13 protein-coding genes are annotated in these 17,588 nt (G+C 74.5%); 7 read left to right on the top strand and 6 right to left on the bottom strand.

All coding sequences use genetic code 11. The annotated features are described in order from the left end of the window. Window positions 1-125 precede the first annotated feature (125 nt). The gene (locus ACIRYZ_RS12320; protein WP_402942569.1) at window positions 126-1,319 is read right to left on the bottom strand and encodes an acetyl-CoA C-acetyltransferase; all 1,194 of its coding nucleotides are present in this window, start codon (window positions 1,317-1,319) and stop codon (window positions 126-128) included. A gap of 246 nt (window positions 1,320-1,565) precedes the next feature. Between ACIRYZ_RS12320 and mce the strand changes: the two genes are divergently transcribed. From mce to ACIRYZ_RS12305, 3 genes are all read left to right on the top strand, one after another. Next, entirely contained in the window at window positions 1,566-2,009 is a 444-nt protein-coding gene (gene mce / locus ACIRYZ_RS12315) for a methylmalonyl-CoA epimerase (protein WP_387617270.1), read from the top strand. Window positions 2,010-2,549: 540 nt separating this feature from the next. Further along, window positions 2,550-7,442 (top strand): hypothetical protein, encoded by a 4,893-nt coding sequence (locus tag ACIRYZ_RS12310; protein WP_402942566.1) that lies wholly within the window; start codon window positions 2,550-2,552, stop codon window positions 7,440-7,442. Window positions 7,443-7,559: 117 nt separating this feature from the next. Next, window positions 7,560-8,489: a cellulose-binding protein gene (locus ACIRYZ_RS12305; protein ID WP_387617155.1), complete on the top strand. Its 930-nt coding sequence runs from the start codon at window positions 7,560-7,562 to the stop codon at window positions 8,487-8,489. A gap of 89 nt (window positions 8,490-8,578) precedes the next feature. Here ACIRYZ_RS12305 and ACIRYZ_RS12300 read toward each other — a convergent pair whose 3' ends face one another. Further along, complete coding sequence (locus ACIRYZ_RS12300) at window positions 8,579-8,890, bottom strand: hypothetical protein (protein WP_387617157.1); 312 nt, start codon at window positions 8,888-8,890, stop codon at window positions 8,579-8,581. After that, window positions 8,887-9,684 (bottom strand): alpha/beta fold hydrolase, encoded by a 798-nt coding sequence (locus ACIRYZ_RS12295; protein WP_402942563.1) that lies wholly within the window; start codon window positions 9,682-9,684, stop codon window positions 8,887-8,889. Before ACIRYZ_RS12295 ends, ACIRYZ_RS12300 begins: the two co-directional genes overlap by 4 nt. 144 nt (window positions 9,685-9,828) lie before the next feature. On the opposite strand from ACIRYZ_RS12295, the gene ACIRYZ_RS12290 reads away from it, so the two are divergent. Together ACIRYZ_RS12290 and ACIRYZ_RS12285 are read left to right on the top strand one after the other, a co-directional pair. Continuing rightward, window positions 9,829-10,833: an ABC transporter ATP-binding protein gene (locus tag ACIRYZ_RS12290; RefSeq protein WP_402942560.1), complete on the top strand. Its 1,005-nt coding sequence runs from the start codon at window positions 9,829-9,831 to the stop codon at window positions 10,831-10,833. Window position 10,834: 1 nt separating this feature from the next. Continuing rightward, a complete protein-coding gene (locus ACIRYZ_RS12285) occupies window positions 10,835-11,602 on the top strand; it encodes an ABC transporter permease subunit (protein WP_402942558.1) in 768 nt (255 codons plus the stop codon). A 25-nt stretch (window positions 11,603-11,627) separates the two neighbouring features. Here ACIRYZ_RS12285 and ACIRYZ_RS12280 read toward each other — a convergent pair whose 3' ends face one another. Next, window positions 11,628-11,948 (bottom strand): ATP/GTP-binding protein, encoded by a 321-nt coding sequence (locus ACIRYZ_RS12280; protein WP_402942555.1) that lies wholly within the window; start codon window positions 11,946-11,948, stop codon window positions 11,628-11,630. 272 nt (window positions 11,949-12,220) lie between these two features. On the opposite strand from ACIRYZ_RS12280, the gene ACIRYZ_RS12275 reads away from it, so the two are divergent. Next, a complete protein-coding gene (locus ACIRYZ_RS12275) occupies window positions 12,221-13,531 on the top strand; it encodes an LLM class flavin-dependent oxidoreductase (RefSeq protein WP_402942552.1) in 1,311 nt (436 codons plus the stop codon). Between the two features lie 64 nt (window positions 13,532-13,595). Here the strand turns inward: ACIRYZ_RS12275 and ACIRYZ_RS12270 are convergent, their stop codons facing one another. Continuing rightward, window positions 13,596-13,988 (bottom strand): SCO5389 family protein, encoded by a 393-nt coding sequence (locus ACIRYZ_RS12270; RefSeq protein ID WP_350504362.1) that lies wholly within the window; start codon window positions 13,986-13,988, stop codon window positions 13,596-13,598. A 480-nt stretch (window positions 13,989-14,468) separates the two neighbouring features. On the opposite strand from ACIRYZ_RS12270, the gene nucS reads away from it, so the two are divergent. Next, window positions 14,469-15,128, top strand: a complete 660-nt coding sequence (gene nucS / locus ACIRYZ_RS12265) for an endonuclease NucS (protein WP_393031579.1) — start codon at window positions 14,469-14,471, stop codon at window positions 15,126-15,128. 4 nt (window positions 15,129-15,132) lie between these two features. Here nucS and ACIRYZ_RS12260 read toward each other — a convergent pair whose 3' ends face one another. After that, window positions 15,133-17,469, bottom strand: a complete 2,337-nt coding sequence (locus ACIRYZ_RS12260) for an ATP-binding protein (protein WP_402942549.1) — start codon at window positions 17,467-17,469, stop codon at window positions 15,133-15,135. Window positions 17,470-17,588 lie beyond the last annotated feature (119 nt).

Raw genomic sequence — 17,588 nt, 5'->3', positions numbered from 1 at the left:
GGAATCCTCCGACGCCAGCCGGAGGAGGATGTCAAGGGGATCTCCTTGCGCAGATCCAAATCCCGATGCCGAAAGGGCTGCGGACCACTTGTGGCGGTCCGCAGCCCCGGAAGTCAGGTCAGCGATCAGGCCTTCGGCACGCGCACGATCAGCGCGTCGCCCTGGCCGCCGCCGCCGCACAGCGCGGCCGCGCCGACGCCGCCGCCGCGGCGCTGCAGCTCCAGCGCCAGGGTCAGCACCACGCGGGCGCCGGACATGCCGATCGGGTGGCCGAGTGCGATCGCGCCACCGTTGACGTTGACGATGTCGGAGGAGACGCCCAGGTCCTTCATCGACTGGTGGGCGACGGCCGCGAAGGCCTCGTTGATCTCGATCAGGTCGAGGTCGGAGACCTCCAGACCCTCCTTGGACAGCGCGTGCTGGATCGCGTTGGACGGCTGCGACTGCAGCGAGTTGTCCGGGCCGGCCACGTTGCCGTGGGCGCCGATCTCGGCGATCCAGGTCAGGCCCAGCTCCTCGGCCTTGGCCTTGCTCATCACGACCACGGCGGCGGCGCCGTCGGAGATCTGCGAGGAGGTGCCGGCGGTGATCGTGCCGTCCTTGGCGAAGGCCGGGCGCAGCTTGGCCAGGCCCTCGACGGTGGTGTCGGCGCGGATGCCCTCGTCCTGGCTGAACAGCACCGGCTCGCCCTTGCGCTGCGGGATGGCGACCGGGACGATCTCGGCGTCGAAGACGCCGTCGGCCTGCGCCTTGGCGGCCCGCTGGTGGGAGGCGGCGGCGATCTCGTCCTGCACCTCGCGGGCGATGCCCAGGCGGGTGTTGTGCTTCTCGGTGGACTCGCCCATCGGGATGTTCTCGTAGGCGTCGGTCAGGCCGTCGTAGGCCATCGCGTCGAGCATCTCGATCGCGCCGTACTTGAAGCCCTCGCGGGACTTCGGCAGCAGGTGCGGGGCGTTGGTCATCGACTCCTGGCCGCCGGCCACGATGACGTCGAACTCGCCGGCGCGGATCAGCTGGTCGGCCAACGCGATGGCGTCCAGGCCGGAGAGGCAGACCTTGTTGATGGTCAGCGCCGGGACGTTCATCGGGATGCCGGCCTTGACGGCGGCCTGGCGGGCGGGGATCTGGCCGGCGCCTGCCTGCAGCACCTGGCCCATGATCACGTACTGGACCTGCTCACCCGTGATCCCGGCCCGCTCCAGCGCGCCCTTGATCGCGAAGCCGCCGAGCTCGGCGCCGGAGAAGCCCTTGAGGGAACCGAGCAAGCGTCCCATCGGGGTCCGCGCACCGGCAACGATCACAGAGGTGGTGTTGGTCATGGGACGGGCCCCTTCGCACGTCGTGGCCAGGTGAGGATGCGCTCAATGTACTGACCTGTTTTCCGCCCGTCACCGGAGCGACGGTGTGATCGAGCGCACTGGCACCATCCAGTCAACACCGTGTCAACGCACTCCGGGTGAACCCTGCGCCGTGTGAGCAGGCTCGCACGTCCGGCACTGGCGCCCCTGAAGGGCCGTACGCTGCACTGGGTGCCACCTTCTTCCCTACCGGCCCCGGAGGTCGCCGTGCTGACCCGTATCGACCACATCGGCATCGCCTGCCGTGACCTCGACAAGACGGTCGAGTTCTACCGCGCCACCTACGGCTTCGAGGTGTTCCACAGCGAGGTCAACGAGGAGCAGGGCGTCCGCGAGGCCATGCTCCGGATCAACGGGACGGACGACGGCGGCGCCTCGTACCTCCAGCTGCTGGAGCCCACCCGGCCGGACTCCACCGTGGCCAAGTGGCTGGAGAAGAACGGCGAGGGCGTGCACCACATCGCCTTCGGCACCGCCGACGTGGACGGCGACGCCGAGGCCATCCGGGGCAAGGGCGTCCGGGTCCTGTACGACCAGCCGCGGATCGGCTCGATGGGCTCGCGGATCACCTTCCTGCACCCCAAGGACTGCGGCGGCGTGCTGACCGAGCTGGTCACCTCGGCCGAGCCGGGTGCGCAGGAAGGGCACTGAGACCCCCGGCGGCGCCACCCGGAACCCCTGGTGGCGCCGCCTCAAACCCCCGGCGGCGCCGCCCGCGCGGGGCGGCAGCACGGCGCCGGACCCTAGCGACCCGTCAGTAACCTGGTCCGACAGCCGGAAAACCCCCACGCGGCCATTCCCCCGCAGTGCGCTCCCACTACAATGCCCAGGTGCGCGAAGACTCCGGGGCACGGAGGCGACGGGCACGGCCGATGACAGGCCTGTCCGCCCTCCGGTGGTCGGCCCGTCGCAGGGGAGTCCAGTACGCGGGCACGGCTGAACAGTCGCAAGACGGATCTGTCACCATTCTCCACAGGCAAGAGTTCGCCCAGGAGTCCACCCGGACGGGGGAACGCGGTACGCCCGCGCTCCCGCACCGAGGATTCCGACGATCGCGGCGGACGGCCCCGGCTTGGCGGGGGTTCGTCCGGTGACCGCGGATGCAAGGACCAGTCGGACCGGCGCCCCGGACACGGGAGCCCGGAACCGGCCGGGTCGAGGACGCGACCAGGAGATGGATGGGACCGCGGAGTGCGGGGCAACGACCGCTACGAGGTTGACGATCACCTCTCCCAGTTCGAGGCCGAGATGGGTCGGACTCGGAAGGAGCGGGACAAAGCAGTCGAGCATGCCGAGGACCTCGCCTACCAGGTGGAGGTGCTCCGGGCCAAGCTGCACGAATCCCGTCGCATGCTCGCCCAGCCGCGCGCCTTCGACGCCGTCTCCGGCCAGGCCGAGCAGATGCTCCGCACCGCCGAGATGCAGGCCCAGCAGCTGCGCGCCGACGCCGAGCGTCAGCTGCGCGACTCCCAGGCCGCGACCCAGCGGATCATGGCCGAGGCCGCCGAGCGCACCGCCCGGCTGGAGGCTGAGCTCACCGCCCGCCGCCGCCAGCTGGAGGACGAGCTCGCCGATCTGCGCCGCTCCGCCGAGCAGCACCTGAACGGCTGGGCCGAGCAGACCCGGACCGGCTCCGAGCAGGAGGCCCAGCGCCTGCTCCAGGAGGCCCGCGCCGAGGCCGAGCGGATGGTCGCCGCCGCCCGTGCCGAGGCAGCCGCACTCTCCGACCAGGCCCGCGCCCAGACCGCCGCCGATGTGGACGCCGCCCGCGGCGAGGCCCAGGCCGCCGCCGAGGCCGCCCTGCAGCGGGCCCAGAGCGACGCCGAGCGCCTGCTGCGCGCCGCCTCCGAGCAGGCCCAGCAGGCCGGTGCCCAGGCCGCCGCCGACGTGGATGCCGCCCGCGGCCAGGCCCAGCAGGAGCTGGCCGCCGCCCATGTCGCCGCCGAGCAGCAGCTGGCCGTCGCCCACGCCGAGATCGGCCGGCTCAAGGAGCAGGCCACCGCCGAGCAGGCCCGCGCGGAGCAGCAGCTCGCCGCCGCGAAGGCCGAGATAGAGCGGCTGCGCGCCGAGGCGATCGCCGAGGCCGAGCGCACTCGCCGGGAGGCCGCCGAGCTGCGCGCCCAGGCCGAGCAGGCCGCCGAGCAGCTCCAGGCCGACGCCGAGGCCGCCGCCGAGCGCAAGGTCGCCGACGGCGAGGCCGCCAACGAGCAGCGCTCGCAGACCGCCCGGGCCGAGGTGGCCCGGATGGTCGCCCAGGCCACCACCGAGGCCTCCGTGATCCGGGCCGAGGCCGAGGCCGTCCGGACCGAGGCCGCCACCAAGCAGGCCCAGGCGGACGCCGCCAAGGCCGCCGCCGCCGAGGAGGGCGAGCGGCTGCGGGCCACCGCCGAGTCGGTCGCCGCCCAGCTGAAGGCCGAGGCCGAGGCCGCGATCGCCGAGCTGCGCGCCCGGGCCGAACGGGACGTGGCCGAGCTGCGGGCGCAGGCCGAGGCCGACGCCCAGCGGCTGCGCGGCGAGGCCGAGGAGGAAGGCCGGGCGGCCGGCGCCAAGGACGCCACCGTCCACCTCGCCAAGGCCGCCAAGACCGCCGAGGAGGTGCTCGGCCAGGCCAACCAGGACGCCGAGGTCACCCGCGGCGAGGCCGCCGCCGAGGCCGAGCGGATCCGCGCCGAGGCCCGTGCCGAGGCGCAGCGGCTGCGTGAGCAGGCCCAGGCCGCCGTCGAGCAGGCCCAGAACGCCGCCCTGGACGACGCCGCCGCGATCCGCGAGCGGATCGAGCAGATGCAGGACGAGGCGGCCCGGCTGCGGGCCGAGGCCGAGGAGCTGCGCGCCCAGGCCGCCGCCGAGGCCGACCGGGCCCGCAGCGAGGCCCGCCGCCAGGCGGTGCTGCAGATCGAGGAGTCGGCGAAGAGCGCCGAGGAACTGCTCACGAGGGCCAAGGCCGACGCGGACGAGCTGCGCGCCGGCGCCGCCGGGGAGATCGAGCGGCTGCGCGAGCAGGCCCAGGAGCAGGCCGCCGAGACCCAGGGGCGGGCCGAGCAGACCTTGACCCGGGCCCGCGCCGAGGCCGAGAAGATCACCACGGCCGCCGAGCAGCAGGGCCAGGACGCCCTGGCCGCCGCCAAGGCCGCGGCCGCCGAGAACCGGGTCGCCGCCGAGCGCGAGACCGCCGAACTCCGGCGCGACGCCGCCGAGTTCGACCGGCGGGTGCGCACCGAGGCGAGCGCCGCCGCGGAGGCGCTGACCGCCGACGCCCAGGCCGAGGCGAACGCCGTCCGGAGCGCTGCGGTCGCCGACGCCGAGCGGGTGCGCAGCGAGGCCGACACCGAGGCCGCCCGTACCCGGGCCGAGGCCGAGGCCGCCGCCGAAGCGCTGCGCGAGGAGAGCCTGCGCGAGCACGAGGCCGCTTCCACCGGACTGCAGCGCGAGCGCGAGGAGACCGCCGAGCAGCTGGCCGCCGCCCGCTCCGTCCGCGAGCAGGCCGAGCAGGCCGCCGCCGAGCTGACCGAGCGCACCGCGCAGGAGACCGCCGAGGTCCGCGCCGCGGCCGAGCAGCACGTCGCCGAGATCCGCGGGGCCGCCGACCAGTACGCGGCCCAGCAGCGCGAGAGCGCCGACCGCGAGACGGCCGAGCTGCGCTCCCTGACGCGCCAGCAGACCACCGAGCAGCGCGAGAGCGCCGAGGCCTACGCCGACCGCGTCCGCACCGAGGCCGAGCAGCACGCCGGCGAGCTCGCCGAGCGCACCGCCGCCGAGACGACCGGGCAGCGCGAGGCGGCCGACCGGTACGCCGCCGAGCAGCGCGAGGGCGCCGACCGGTACGCGGCCGCCCAGCGCGCCGAGGCCGAGCAGGCCGCCGCCGAGCTGCGCGCCCTCGCCCAGCAGGAGACCACCGAGCAGCGCGAGAGCGCCGAGGCTTACGCCGACCGCGTCCGCACCGAGGCCGAGCAGTACGCCGGTGAGCAGCGCGCCGAGGCCGAGCAGTACGCGACCGACCGCCGCGCCGAGGCCGACGAGCTGCTGGAACAGGCCCGTACCGCCGCCGAGCAGCGCCGCGCCGAGGCCGCCCAGGACGCCAAGGCCACCCGCGAGAAGGCCGCCGCCGAACTGGCGCTGGCCAACGAGCAGGCCGAGACGGTCCGGGCCGAGGCGGGCCGCGAGCTGTCCGAGGCCCGCGCCACCGCCGACGGCATCCGCGCCGAGGCCACCGCCGTCCTGGAGCAGGCCGCGGCCGACGGCGAGGACGTGGTCGCCGCCGCCCGGGCCGAGGGCGCCGAGCTGGTCGCCGCCGCCGAGGACGAGGCCGCCGAGGTCCGCCAGTCGGTGGCCGGCCTGCACGAGGCCGCCGCCGAGCAGATCGCCGCGCTGCGCGCCACCGCCGAGCAGGAGGCCGCCGAGACCCGCGACCGGGCCGAGCAGGACGCGGCCGAGGTCCGCGCGCTCGCCGACCGGGAGACCACCGAGCAGCGCACGGCCGCCGAGGAGTACGCGACCGAGCAGCGCGAGGCGGCCGACCTCTACGCCGCCGAGGTCCGCGCGCTCGCCGAGCGCGAGACCGCCGAGCAGCGCGAGGCGGCCGACCAGTACGCCACCGAGCAGCGCGAGCTGGCCGACCGGGAGACCGCCGACCTGCGCGCCCGCACCGAGGCCGAGACCACCGCCCTGCGCGAGCAGACCGAGCTGGAGCTCGCCGCCGAGCGCGAGGCCGCCGAGGCCGACCTGGGCCGCCGCCGCGCCGAGGCCCAGGCCTACGACGAGCAGCTGCGCGCCGACGCCGAGGCCGAGCTGCGCGCCGCCCAGGAGACCGCCGAACAGCTGCGCGCGGACGCCGACGCGCAGGCCGCCCGGACGGTGGCCGACGCCGAGGCCCAGGGCGCCCGTACGGTCGCCGACGCCGAGGAGCTGGCCGCCGGGCTGCGCGCGGAGGCCGAGGAGTACGCCCTCGCCACCCGCGCCCTGGCCGACGAGTACGACAGCGCCGCCCACGCCCGCGCCGACGCCTACGACGCGGAGACCCGGGAGGCCGCCGAGCAGTTCGACAAGGCCACCCGCGACCACGCCAAGTCCGTCCTGGAGAAGGCCTTCGCGGACGCCGAGGCGCTCGGGGAGGACGCCCAGACCACCGCGCTGGCCACCACCGCCGCCGCCGAGGAGCAGGCGGACGCGATGGTCGCCGCCGCCCGCAAGGAGGCGGACCGCCTGGTCGCGGCCGGCGAGGCGGCCCGTCAGGCCGAGGTCGAGAAGGGCCGCTCCGACGCCGACGCGCTGCTCGCCGAGGCCCGCCGGGACGCCACCGCCATCCGCGAGCGCGCGGAGGAGCTGCGCGAGCGCACCGACGCCGAGGTCGAGGCGCTGCACGAGCGTGCCCGCAAGGAGAACGCGGCGGCCATGAAGTCGGCCGGCGAGCGGGTGGACGCCCTGGTGACGGCCGCCCAGGAACAGCTGACCGAGGCCGAGGAGCAGGCGGTGGCCACCGTCGCCGAGGCCGAGGAGCGCGCAGCCGCCCTGGTCGCGGCCGCCGAGGAGCGGGCCGGCGAGCTGACCTCGGAGGCCTCCGCGGAGGCCAGCAAGGTCCGGCTCTCCGCCGTCCGCAAGGCCGAGGGCCTGCTCAAGGAGGCGGAGACCAAGCTCGCCAGCTCCACCGACCGCGCCGAGGCGCTGATCGAGAAGGCCGAGGCCAAGCTGCAGTCGGCCGAGACCGAGGCCGAGGAGCAGCTGGAGGGCGCTGCCGCCGAGGCGGAGAAGCGACTGCGGGACGCCGACCGCACCGCCGACGAGCAGATCGAGCTGGCGAAGGCGGAGGCCGAGCGGCTGGTCGCCGAGGCGAAGGCGGAGGCCAAGCGGGTCACCGACGAGGGCCGGCGCGAGCTGGACGAGTTGGTGCGCCGCCGCAAGGACATCAACACCGAGATCTCCAGGGTCCAGGACGTCCTGTCCGCGCTGGAGGCCTTCGAGGCGCCGTCACCGGTCGCCCAGGCCAACGGGGGAAGCAACAACAAGAAGGACGGGGGCGCCAAGGCCGGTGCCGGAGTTGGCTCCCCCCGGTCGGGTGGCAATCGCTCCAAGAACGCACCACCCGATTGAGCGGACATTGGCGGTCATTGTCCGTGAGAGAACGGCATTTCGCCGTCGACACTCCGGTACCGTGTCAGGATTCCCTCAACCACCTCAGCGGTTTGACGACAGGAAGCCCAGAGTCCCATGAGCGACAGTCACTCCCCTCACGGCTTCGACCTGGTGCGCCGTGGGTACGAGCGCGCCCAGGTCGACGAGCGGATCACCAAGCTGGTGGCCGACCGTGACAGTGCCTTGACCCGGATCAGCGCGCTGGAGAAGCGCATCGAGGAGCTCCACCTGGAGACCCAGACCGCCCAGGCGGCGGTCGCCGATGCGGAGCCGTCCTACGCCGGCCTCGGCGCCCGGGTCGAGAAGATCCTGCGGCTCGCCGAGGAGGAGGCCAAGGACCTGCGCGACGAGGCGCACCGCGCCTCCGAGCAGCACCGCGAGCTGGCCGAGGCCGCCGCCCAGCAGGTCCGCACCGAGGCCGAGAACTACGCCAAGGACCGCAAGGCCAAGGCGGAGGACGAGGGCCTGCGGATCGTCGACAAGGCCAAGAGCGACTCCGCCCAGCTGCGCGCCGAGGCCAACAAGGACGCCCAGAACAAGCGCGAGGAGGCGGACGCCCTCTTCGAGGAGACCCGCACCAAGGCCGCTCAGGCCGCGCTGGAGTTCGAGACCAACCTCGCCAAGCGCCGCGAGCAGTCCGAGCGCGACCTGGCCGCCCGTCAGGCCAAGGCCGAGAAGCGCCTGGCCGAGATCGAGCACCGGGCCGAGCAGCTGCGCCTGGAGGCCGAGAAGCTGCGCACCGACGCCGAGCGCCGGGCCCGCCAGACCGTCGAGACGGCCCAGCGCCAGTCCGAGGACATCGTGGCGGACGCCAACGCCAAGGCGGACCGCATCCGCAGCGAGTCCGAGCGCGAGCTGGCGGCGCTGACCAACCGTCGCGACAGCATCAACGCCCAGCTGACCAACGTCCGCGAGATGCTGGCGACGCTGACCGGCGCGGCCGTGGCCGCCGCCTCGCTGCCGAACGACGACACCATGGGCGTGCCCGCCCAGCAGTCGCGCTGACGAGCGGCGCCCCGCCCCCGTGCGCGGACCAGCACAGCCGACAGGCCCTCACCCGTGCGAGTGAGGGCCTGTCGGCTTTCCCGCCGTCACTACCTCGGGTAGGCCCCGTCGGGCCGCTGGTGCCCGCTGCTGAGCTGGTTGCCCTCGTCGTCCGAGACGGTGCCGAACCAGGAGGTGCACCAGACCGACACCGAGTCGGGCCAGTACTGCACCTCGAACGGGTGCCCGGGCCCGTAGTCGCCGTACGAGGTGACGATGAAGGTCTCCCCCGGGCGCAGCCAGTAGTCCTCGCCGAGCGGCTCCAGGGTGAGTTCGACCAGCCCCTCGCCGCGGTTGGTCACCGGCATCCGGCCGGTCACCTCCAGTGCGGAGAAGTCCCAGCCCGCCGCGTCAGGGGTCATCCGGCGGCCACCCGGGCGAGCAGCCGGCGGACGGCGGCGTCGAACGCCCCGGGGGCCTCCAGGGCGCTCAGATGGCCCACCCCGGGGACGACGGTCAGCTCCGCGTCCGGGCGGGCCTGCAGCATCCGTTCGGCCTCGTCCGGGGCCACCAGGGCGTCCTGGGCGCCCGCGACGACCGAGAGCGGCACCCGCAGCCCTGCCAGGACCTCCAGGGCGTCCGGGCGGGCCGCCATGGCCCGCTGGGCCCAGGCGACGGAGGCCGGCGGCGCGGCGGCGACCATCGACTGGACCCGCTCCACCAGGTGCTGCGAGTCGGGCCCGAGCTGCCCGGCCGCCACGTTCTCCTCCAGCAGCAGCTGGACGCTGTTCCGGGCGGTGACGGCGGCGGCGATCCGCTCCCGGTTGGCCCGGGCGGCGTCGGTGTCGGCGGTGGCACGGGTGTTGGCCAGCAGCAGCCCGGCCAGCCGGTCCGGGTGGCGGCGGGCGAAGGCCAGCGCCACGTAGCCGCCCATGGAGAGCCCGCCGACCACCGCGCGGTCGATCCCGGCCGCGTCCAGCAGCAGCGCGAGGTCGTCGGCGACCGGGTCCAGCGAGGGTTCGTCGGAGCCCAGTTCGGTGCCGCCGAAACCCCGCTGGTCGGGGGCGAGCACCCGGACCTCGTCCCCGGTCAGGCCGGGCAGCGCGTCCAGCTGGGTGGACCACATCGAGGCGTTCAACGGAAAGGCGTGCAGCAGCACGAGAGGGGTTCCGGTCCCGCTCTCACGGACCGACACTGCGGAGGGGAGCTGACTCACGCGCCCACCTCGTTGATTCGCTCGCTTCGCTGACTCATGCGCCCACCGTATTCCGACGCGCCCGGCGGGCCCACTCAGCGGGCCCCACTCAACGGGCCACAGCATCCGCTTTGCCCTAGCCTGACAAGGAGTAAGGGAGCGCGAATGATCGAGTTGCACGACCTGACGAAACGTTACGGCAAGACGCTCGCGGTGGACCGGCTCAGCTTCCAGGTCCCCCAGGGGGTGGTCACCGGCTTCCTCGGCCCCAACGGCGCCGGCAAGTCCACCACCATGCGCATGATCCTCGACCTCGATCGCCCGACCGGCGGCCGGGTCACCATCGACGGCAGGCACTACGGGCAGCTCAGCGAGCCGCTCAAGTACATCGGCGCACTGCTGGAGGCCAAGGCCGTCCACCCTGGCCGCACCGCCCGCGACCACCTGCTCTGGCTCGCCCAGAGCAACCGGATCCCCGCGCGCCGGGTGGACGAGGTGCTCGCCCTGGTCGGCCTCACCCCGGTCGCCCGCAAGCGGGCCCGCGGCTTCTCGCTCGGCATGGGCCAGCGCCTGGGCATCGCCTCCGCCCTGCTCGGCGACCCGGAGATCGTCATGTTCGACGAGCCGGTCAACGGCCTGGACCCGGAGGGCATCCTCTGGATCCGCAACCTGATGAAGCGCCTGGCCGGAGAGGGCCGCACGGTCTTCGTCTCCTCCCACCTGATGAGCGAGATGGCCGTCACCGCCGACCACCTGGTGGTCATCGGCAAGGGCCGGCTGCTCGCCGACCTGACGATGCCGGAGTTCATCCGGCGCAACTCCCGCTCCGCCGTACGGATGCGCAGCCCGCAGCCCGAGCGCCTGCTCGACGTGCTCGCCGCGGCCGGCCTGCGGCACGAGCCGGGCCCGGACGGCTCCTACGAGGTGGTCGACGGCGACATCGCAAACCTCGGCGAACTGGTCGCGGCGCACGGCGTGGTGCTGCACGAGCTCAGCCCGCAGCAGGCCTCGCTGGAGGAGGCGTTCATGCAGATGACGGCGGACGCGGTGGAGTACCACGCGGGCGACGGCCCGGGCCGGGACGCGGCCGGCGCGCCCGGCCCCTGGGGCGCCGGCTGGAAGGCGGACGGCAAGCGGCCGGCCGCCGCGGTGCGGCAGGAGGAGAACTGAGATGACGTCCTTCCCGGCGATCCTGCGCTCCGAGTGGACGAAGATCCGCAGCGTCCGCTCCACCGTCTGGACCCTCGCGCTGACCTTCGTGGTCACCGTGGGCATCGGCGCGCTGCTCTCCCTGCTCACCAACAGCAACTTCACCGAGTTCCGGCGCCACGAGCAGGCCACCTTCGACGCCACCGGGACGGCCTTCTCCGGCATCATGCTCGGCGAGCTGGCCATCATCGTCTTCGGCGTGCTGGCGATCGGCAACGAGTACAGCAGCGGCATGATCCGGGCCACCCTGGCCGCCGTCCCGCAGCGCGGCACCCTGCTCACCGGCAAGGCGACGGTGCTCGGCGCACTGGCCCTGACGGTCTCGCTGGTGACCGCCTTCGTCACCTTCTTCGTCGGCCAGTCGCTGCTCGGCACGCACTCCACCACCCTCGCCGAGCCGCACGTGCTGCGCGCGGTGTTCGGCGCCGCGCTGTACCTGACGATGCTCTGCCTGTTCTCGGCCGGCGTCACCGCCATGCTGCACAACCAGACGCTCGCCCTCGGCGTGCTGGTGCCGTTCTTCTTCCTGCTCTCGCCGATCCTCTCGGCGGTACCGAAGGTCAAGACCCTGGCCCACTACTTCCCGGACTACGCGGGCTCGCGGATGCTGCTGGTGTACGAGCAGAACGGCCAGCCGTACGGGCCGTGGGCGGGCTTCGTGATCTGCCTGGCCTGGACCGCCGCGGCCCTGGTCGGCGGCGCACTGGTGCTCAAGAACCGCGACGCGTGAGGGAGTTCGGCACCCGGGGGGGCGGTCAGTAGCGCGGAGCGCCGCGGCCTCGCAGGACGTTGGCGGCCCGGCGCTCACGCGCCCCCCAGCACGCGCGGTGCCAGTGCCGCCGGTCGTCCACCCCGGCGCCGTGCATCGGCCAGGCCACCACGTGGCCCACCCCGGACGGGATCTCCTGGTCGCAGCCCGGGCAGCGGTAGTGCCGGCCCGAGGTGCCGGCGACCGTCTGGACCACCCAGTCCTCGCCCTGGTAGTGCTCTGTGCGGCGCAGCGATCCGCCGCGCGGGGCAGTCGGTTCGGCGCTCTCGCGGGGGGCGGCGATATTGATCCGGTTGCGGCGGGGCACGGCGGACTGCCTCTCTTCCGGGGCTCGAAGTCGTTCCAGCCTATGGCCTGCCCCTCGGGCCCGGCAGGGGCCCGGGAGACGGGCCCGGTGGTGCCCGACCTCTTTGAACGGCCTCTATCACGGGTTCGGCCGGCGGTCCGGCGTTTTTGCCGAGATCCACCCGACCATCGGCGAAATTCAGGGTTCCGCGTGCCATTGGCACATGACATCGGATACCCACGAAGGGAACAGGCGGGGCTCGCAGACCCTGCGTGCACCCGAGGAGGCCCCCGATGACCAAGACCAGCCCCCGCGCCGAGACCCGTCGGCCCGTCGGCGTCCGGCCGCCCGCCCCGGGCCCGGTGCTGACCACCGTGCCGTCGCTGACCGCCGTCGCGGGCGAACCGCTGACCGCCGCGCAGCTCACCGGCGCGCTGCCGCCGGACACCGCCCCGGTCCGGGTCGGCGCGTTCCTGCTGTCCGCGCAGTTCCCCGGGCAGACCCACGGCGAGGCGCTGGAGCGCACCGTCCGGGCCGCCGTCGAGGCCGAACGCGCGGGCCTGGACAGCGTCTGGCTGGCCGAGCACCACTTCGTCCCGTACGGGGTCTGCCCGAACGCCGCGACACTGGCCGCGCTGCTGCTCGGCCGCACCCGCCGGATCGGCGTCGGCACCGCCGTCAGCGTGCTCTCCACCAGCCACCCGGTGGCGCTCGGCGAGCAGGCCGCGCTGCTCCACCTCACCTCCGGCGGACGCTTCACGCTCGGGGTCGGCCGCGGCGGGCCGTGGATCGACCTGGACGTCTTCGGCAGCGGCGTGGACGCCTTCGAGAAGGGCTTCCCGGAGCGGCTGGACCTGCTGCTGCGCTGGCTGCGCGGCTCCCGGGTGGGCGCGGACGGCCCGCAGTTCTCCTTCCCCGAGGTGCCGGTGGTGCCGCAGGCCACCGAGTCGCTGCGGCGCCCGGGCCTGGGCAGCTGGCTCGGCTTGGACGAGCCCTCCCGCCCGGTGCGCTTCCCGCGCCAGCGCCAGGACATCGACGGACCCGGCGAGGAACTCACCACCGCCGGACGGCCGGTGGCCGGCCCGCCCGTGGTGGTCGCCTGCACCTCGCCCAACGGGGTCCGGCTGGCCGCCGAGCGCGGCCTGCCGATGCTGCTCGGCATGCACTCCGGCGACGACGACAAGCTGCGGATGCTGGAGCTCTACCGTGCCGCCTGGCTGGCCGCCGGGCGCGGCGAGGAGCAGCTGCGCCGGATCAGCCGCCAGCACGTCGCGGCCGGGGTGGCCCAGGTGGACGACCGCGCCTCGCAGGCCCGGGCCACCCTGCTGAACGCGATGCCCGGCTGGTTCGAGTACGGGCTGGGCGCGCACCGCACCGTGGACGGCCGCGAGCGGAAGATGCGCGACCCGCACCAGTACACCGAACTCCTCTGCGACCTGCACGCGGTGGGCACCCCGAAGCAGTGCGCCGACCGGCTGCTGGCCACCGCCGAGCGCACCGGCGTCCGGCGGTTCGCCCTGCTCGCGGAGGGCAGCGGCGACCGCGAGGCGACCCTGCACAACATCGCCCGGCTCGGCTCCGAGGTGTTGCCGCAGCTCACCTGAGACCGGGCCTGGCCGCCGCCCCTCCCCCCGCACCGGGGGACGGGGGCGGCCGGCACCGCCGGGCTCAGCAGTCCCGCAGCTCCTCGGACTGGTTGAGCAGCTGCTCCCGGACGGAGGTGAAGCGGTCGTAGCGCGCCTCGTTGGCCTCCGACGGCACGAACACCGCCACCCGGTGACAGTTCTGGAACGCCAGCCGCACCCCGAAGTGGCGCTGCAGGGCGCCCCGGATGGCATCGCTGGCCAGGGCGCGCAGCAGCTGGCCGCGGGCCTGCTCGCTGGGCGGCGGTACCTGGTTGTCGGCGAAGTCGGTGCCGTCGACCTTCGCCTGGGCGACCAGCGAGCTGATCAGGTCCCAGGCGTACGGCAGCGAGACGCGGACGCAGTCGACGAATTCCCGCTCGTCGACCTCGCCCCGCTCAGCCTTCTCCAGCAGGGCCGGTGAGACGTCGAGCGACATGGATTCTCCTCTCACGGTCCACCCGCGCGGCGCCCGGGTGGTCATGCGTAGTCCAAGCTCACAGTGAGGGTGGGCGAAATCGCAGGTGATGTCCGGAACACCGTGGGACGGGCGTTTCCGGCACCGTTTGCGAAGGCGGAGGCGCCACGGGACGTGACGTCCCGGACACCGACCGCGTCAGAACAGCGTGGCAGTCAACGGCGGAGCAGGCTGGTCGTTCCTGGGGATTGCTCCACAAATACGCGATGGTGCACCAGAATGGCCAGATCCTGTCGGATCGTTCATCTGAAGTCTCCATCCCCGTTGACGCAAGCCCGCAGCCGTGCCGTCACACACCGTAGCGGCCTGATGGCGTGGGCGCCAGAGCGCGACGGACGGTGGCGGGACCGCCGAACCTCCATGTTCGCGGGGTTCGCGGTTTCTTCACCCGGTCGTCGCGGAATCGCATCAACTGGCCCCGGTGGGCTAGCGTGGTCGACCGTGCGTCTCGTAATTGCCCGCTGCTCAGTCGACTATGCCGGTCGGCTCTCCGCCCATCTGCCCTCCGCCACCAGGCTCATCCTGGTCAAGGCCGACGGCAGCGTCAGCATCCACGCCGACGACCGCGCCTACAAGCCGCTCAACTGGATGTCCCCGCCGTGCGCCCTCAAGGAGGCCGACGGGGTCTGGACGGTGGTGAACAAGGCCGGCGAGAAGCTCATCATCACGCTGGAGGAGGTGCTGCACGACTCCTCCCACGAGCTCGGGGTGGACCCCGGCCTGATCAAGGACGGCGTCGAGGCGCACCTCCAGGAGCTGCTCGCGGACCGGATGGAGGTGCTCGGCACCGGCTGGTCGCTGATCCGCCGCGAGTACCCGACCGCGATCGGCCCGGTCGACATCCTCTGCCGCGACGCCGACGGCGCCACGGTGGCCGTCGAGATCAAGCGCCGCGGCGAGATCGACGGCGTCGAACAGCTCACCCGCTACCTCGAACTCCTCAACCGGGACCCGCTGTTGGCCCCGGTCAAGGGCGTCTTCGCCGCGCAGGAGATCAAGCCCCAGGCCCGCGTCCTGGCCACTGACCGGGGCATCGGCTGCGTGGTGCTGGACTACGACGAGCTGCGCGGCATCGACGACGACAAGCTCAAGCTGTTCTGATCGCTCAGCTGGTCGAGGTCGACGACGGGCTGGCGGTACTGGTCCCGGTGGCCGACCCGGACGGTGTCTGACCAGGGGCCGACGAGGACGGGGTCACCGTCGGCTTCGGTGACGGCGAGGTGTTGGTGCCGCCACCGGGCTGAGTACCGCCACCGCCGGTCCCCCCACCGGTGCCGCCGCCGGCCGAACCGCCCTGCGGCTGCCCCGGCTGCTGCACCGGCGGCTGTGGCTGCCCCGGTGCGGGCTGCTGCGGTTGCGGCTGCTGTGGGGCACCCGACCCGGTGGCCCCCGGCGAGGAGCTCGGCTTCCTGGTCGGCGAGGCGCTCGGCGAGTGCGACGCGCTGCCGCTGGCCGAGGGCTCCGGGCTGGTCTCCGTCGCCGCCGGGCTGCTCGGCTCGGTCCCGCCCGTACCGGCCGTCCCCGGGCTGCTGCTGGCGGACGGCAGCGGCATCGGCGCGTTACCGGTGGCGCCGACGTCGTCCAGGCGCCCGTGCGGGTCGTTCCCCTTGTGCTCGTCGGGCCCGGTGATGCTCATCGCCACCGCCGTGCCGAGCACCCCGAAGGTGAGCACGGCCGCGGAGGCCACCACCACCCGGCGCCGCTTCCCGGCCCGGGCCTTCAGGCCGGCCGGCACCCGGGCGGCGATCTTGCGGATCACCGGCCCGCGGCCCGGTGCCGCCGCGACCGCGGCGGCGGGCAGCTGCCGGCCGTCGGCACGCAGCAGGTCGAGCATCCGGCGCGCCGCAGCGACCCCGCGCTGCTCCCCGGCGGAGGCCCGCAGGGTGAGCGCGGTCTCCAGCTCGGCGATCGCCCGGGACGGCTGCTGGACGCAGATCGCGTACACGCCCAGCTCGTGGTGGAACCAGGCCTGGTCGACCGCCGCGCCGGTGCGCCGGGCCGCCTCCAGACCCAGCTGCAGCACCCGCTCCCAGGCGCCCCAGCGCAGCGCCAGCGCCAGCGCGGGCGCCGCCGCCCGGGCCAGCCGGACCACCGCCTCGTGCCGGCCGGAGTTCCGGTCGGCCAGCAGCACGCCGATGACCACCTCGGCCTCGGCGGCGATCTGCTCCAGCGAGACCGAGCTGTGCCCGACCCACCAGGCGAAGTGCTGGGCGGCGCCGTCCACGCAGCCGCGGGCCGGCCAGTGCGGGGCGAGCAGGTCCAGCGCCCCGGCGGTGAGCCGGTGGTGCCCGCCGATGGACACCGCCAGCCCGGCGTCGGAGAGTTCGGCCAGCGCGCTCTCGCCCTGGCCGACGTCGATCAGCGCGGGCAGGTGCGGCGCGGTGGGGCACTCGCCACCGAGCGCCACGGCGAGCCGCAGCACGGCCTGCGCGGGCTCGCTCAGGCCCTCGGCGAGCCGGACGGCGGGCGAGGCGGTCTCGGCGACCGAGGGCAGCGGGACGGTGCGGCGCAGCGCGTTCTCGCGCACCGCCGGGTCGGGGTCGTGGACGGGCTCGTCGACCGCGCCGAAGACGTCCAGCCGGTCGTCCTCGGCGGCGACCAGCGCGTCCACCGAGACGTCCCGCTGGCGCAGCAGCGCGGCGGCCTGCACGAAGCGCAGCGGCAGGCCCTCGGACTCGAACCAGAGGTCGACCGCCCAGGCCTTCTCGGCCACGTCCAGGGGCCGTCCGGCGAGCCGGGCGGCGAGGGTGAGGCAGGCGGAGCGGGAGAGCCCGGCGACGGCGTGGTCCCGCATGCGGGAGTCGCCCGGCAGCGGCGGGCTGTCCGGGGCGACCGAGATCAGGAAGGCGCAGCCGGGGGCGGCGGCGAGCAGCTCCTCCAGCTCGGCGCCGGTCGGCTCGGCCTCGTCGATCACGACGACGGCGCGGATCCCGGCGAGGTGGGCGGCCAGCTGGCCGGGGTCGGGCCGGTGGCCGGGGGCGTGGTGGGTGGCCGCGAAGAGGTCCTGGAGCAGGTCGGCGGCGGTGCGGCGGTGTCCGCACAGCTGGACGACGCCGCCGGGGGCGAGGTCGGCCGCGGCCTCGGCGACGGCCGACAGCAGGGTGCTGCGGCCCGAGCCGGCCTGGCCGACCAGGCGTATCGAGCGGCCCTCGGCGAGCAGGCCGAGCAGTTCGGCGATGTCGGCCTCGCGATCGAGCAGCGGCAGGTCGGTGGGCCCGGCGCCGAGGGCGAGCGGGCCGACGGCGCGGCCGACGCCGCCGACCGGGCCGCGGGCGGGCTCGCTGCGTTCGATCCGGCGCGGGCGGGGGCGCCACTCCTCCGGGCAGGGCCTGGCCTCGGAGCCGTCCGGGGCTCCGACGCCGACCAGCAGGCCGCCGGAGACCAGCTCTCCGCCGCGGGTGCGGACGGCCTCCTGCCGGAATTCCCCGGTTGGCTGTGCCACGTTCTGCTCCGCATCGTGCTCGGCCGCCGGCGCCCCGCGCCGGGCGGCACACGTTTCGGTCGCGGCCGCGGGCTGGCCCCGGGCGGCCGTCTTCTGACGGGCAGACTCTCGCACATCCG

It is taken from the genome of Kitasatospora sp. NPDC101155 (assembly GCF_044768305.1).
GTDB lineage: Bacteria > Actinomycetota > Actinomycetes > Streptomycetales > Streptomycetaceae > Kitasatospora.
The sequence above is the reverse complement of the archived record's forward strand: the minus strand, read 5'-3'. Positions and strand labels throughout refer to the sequence as shown.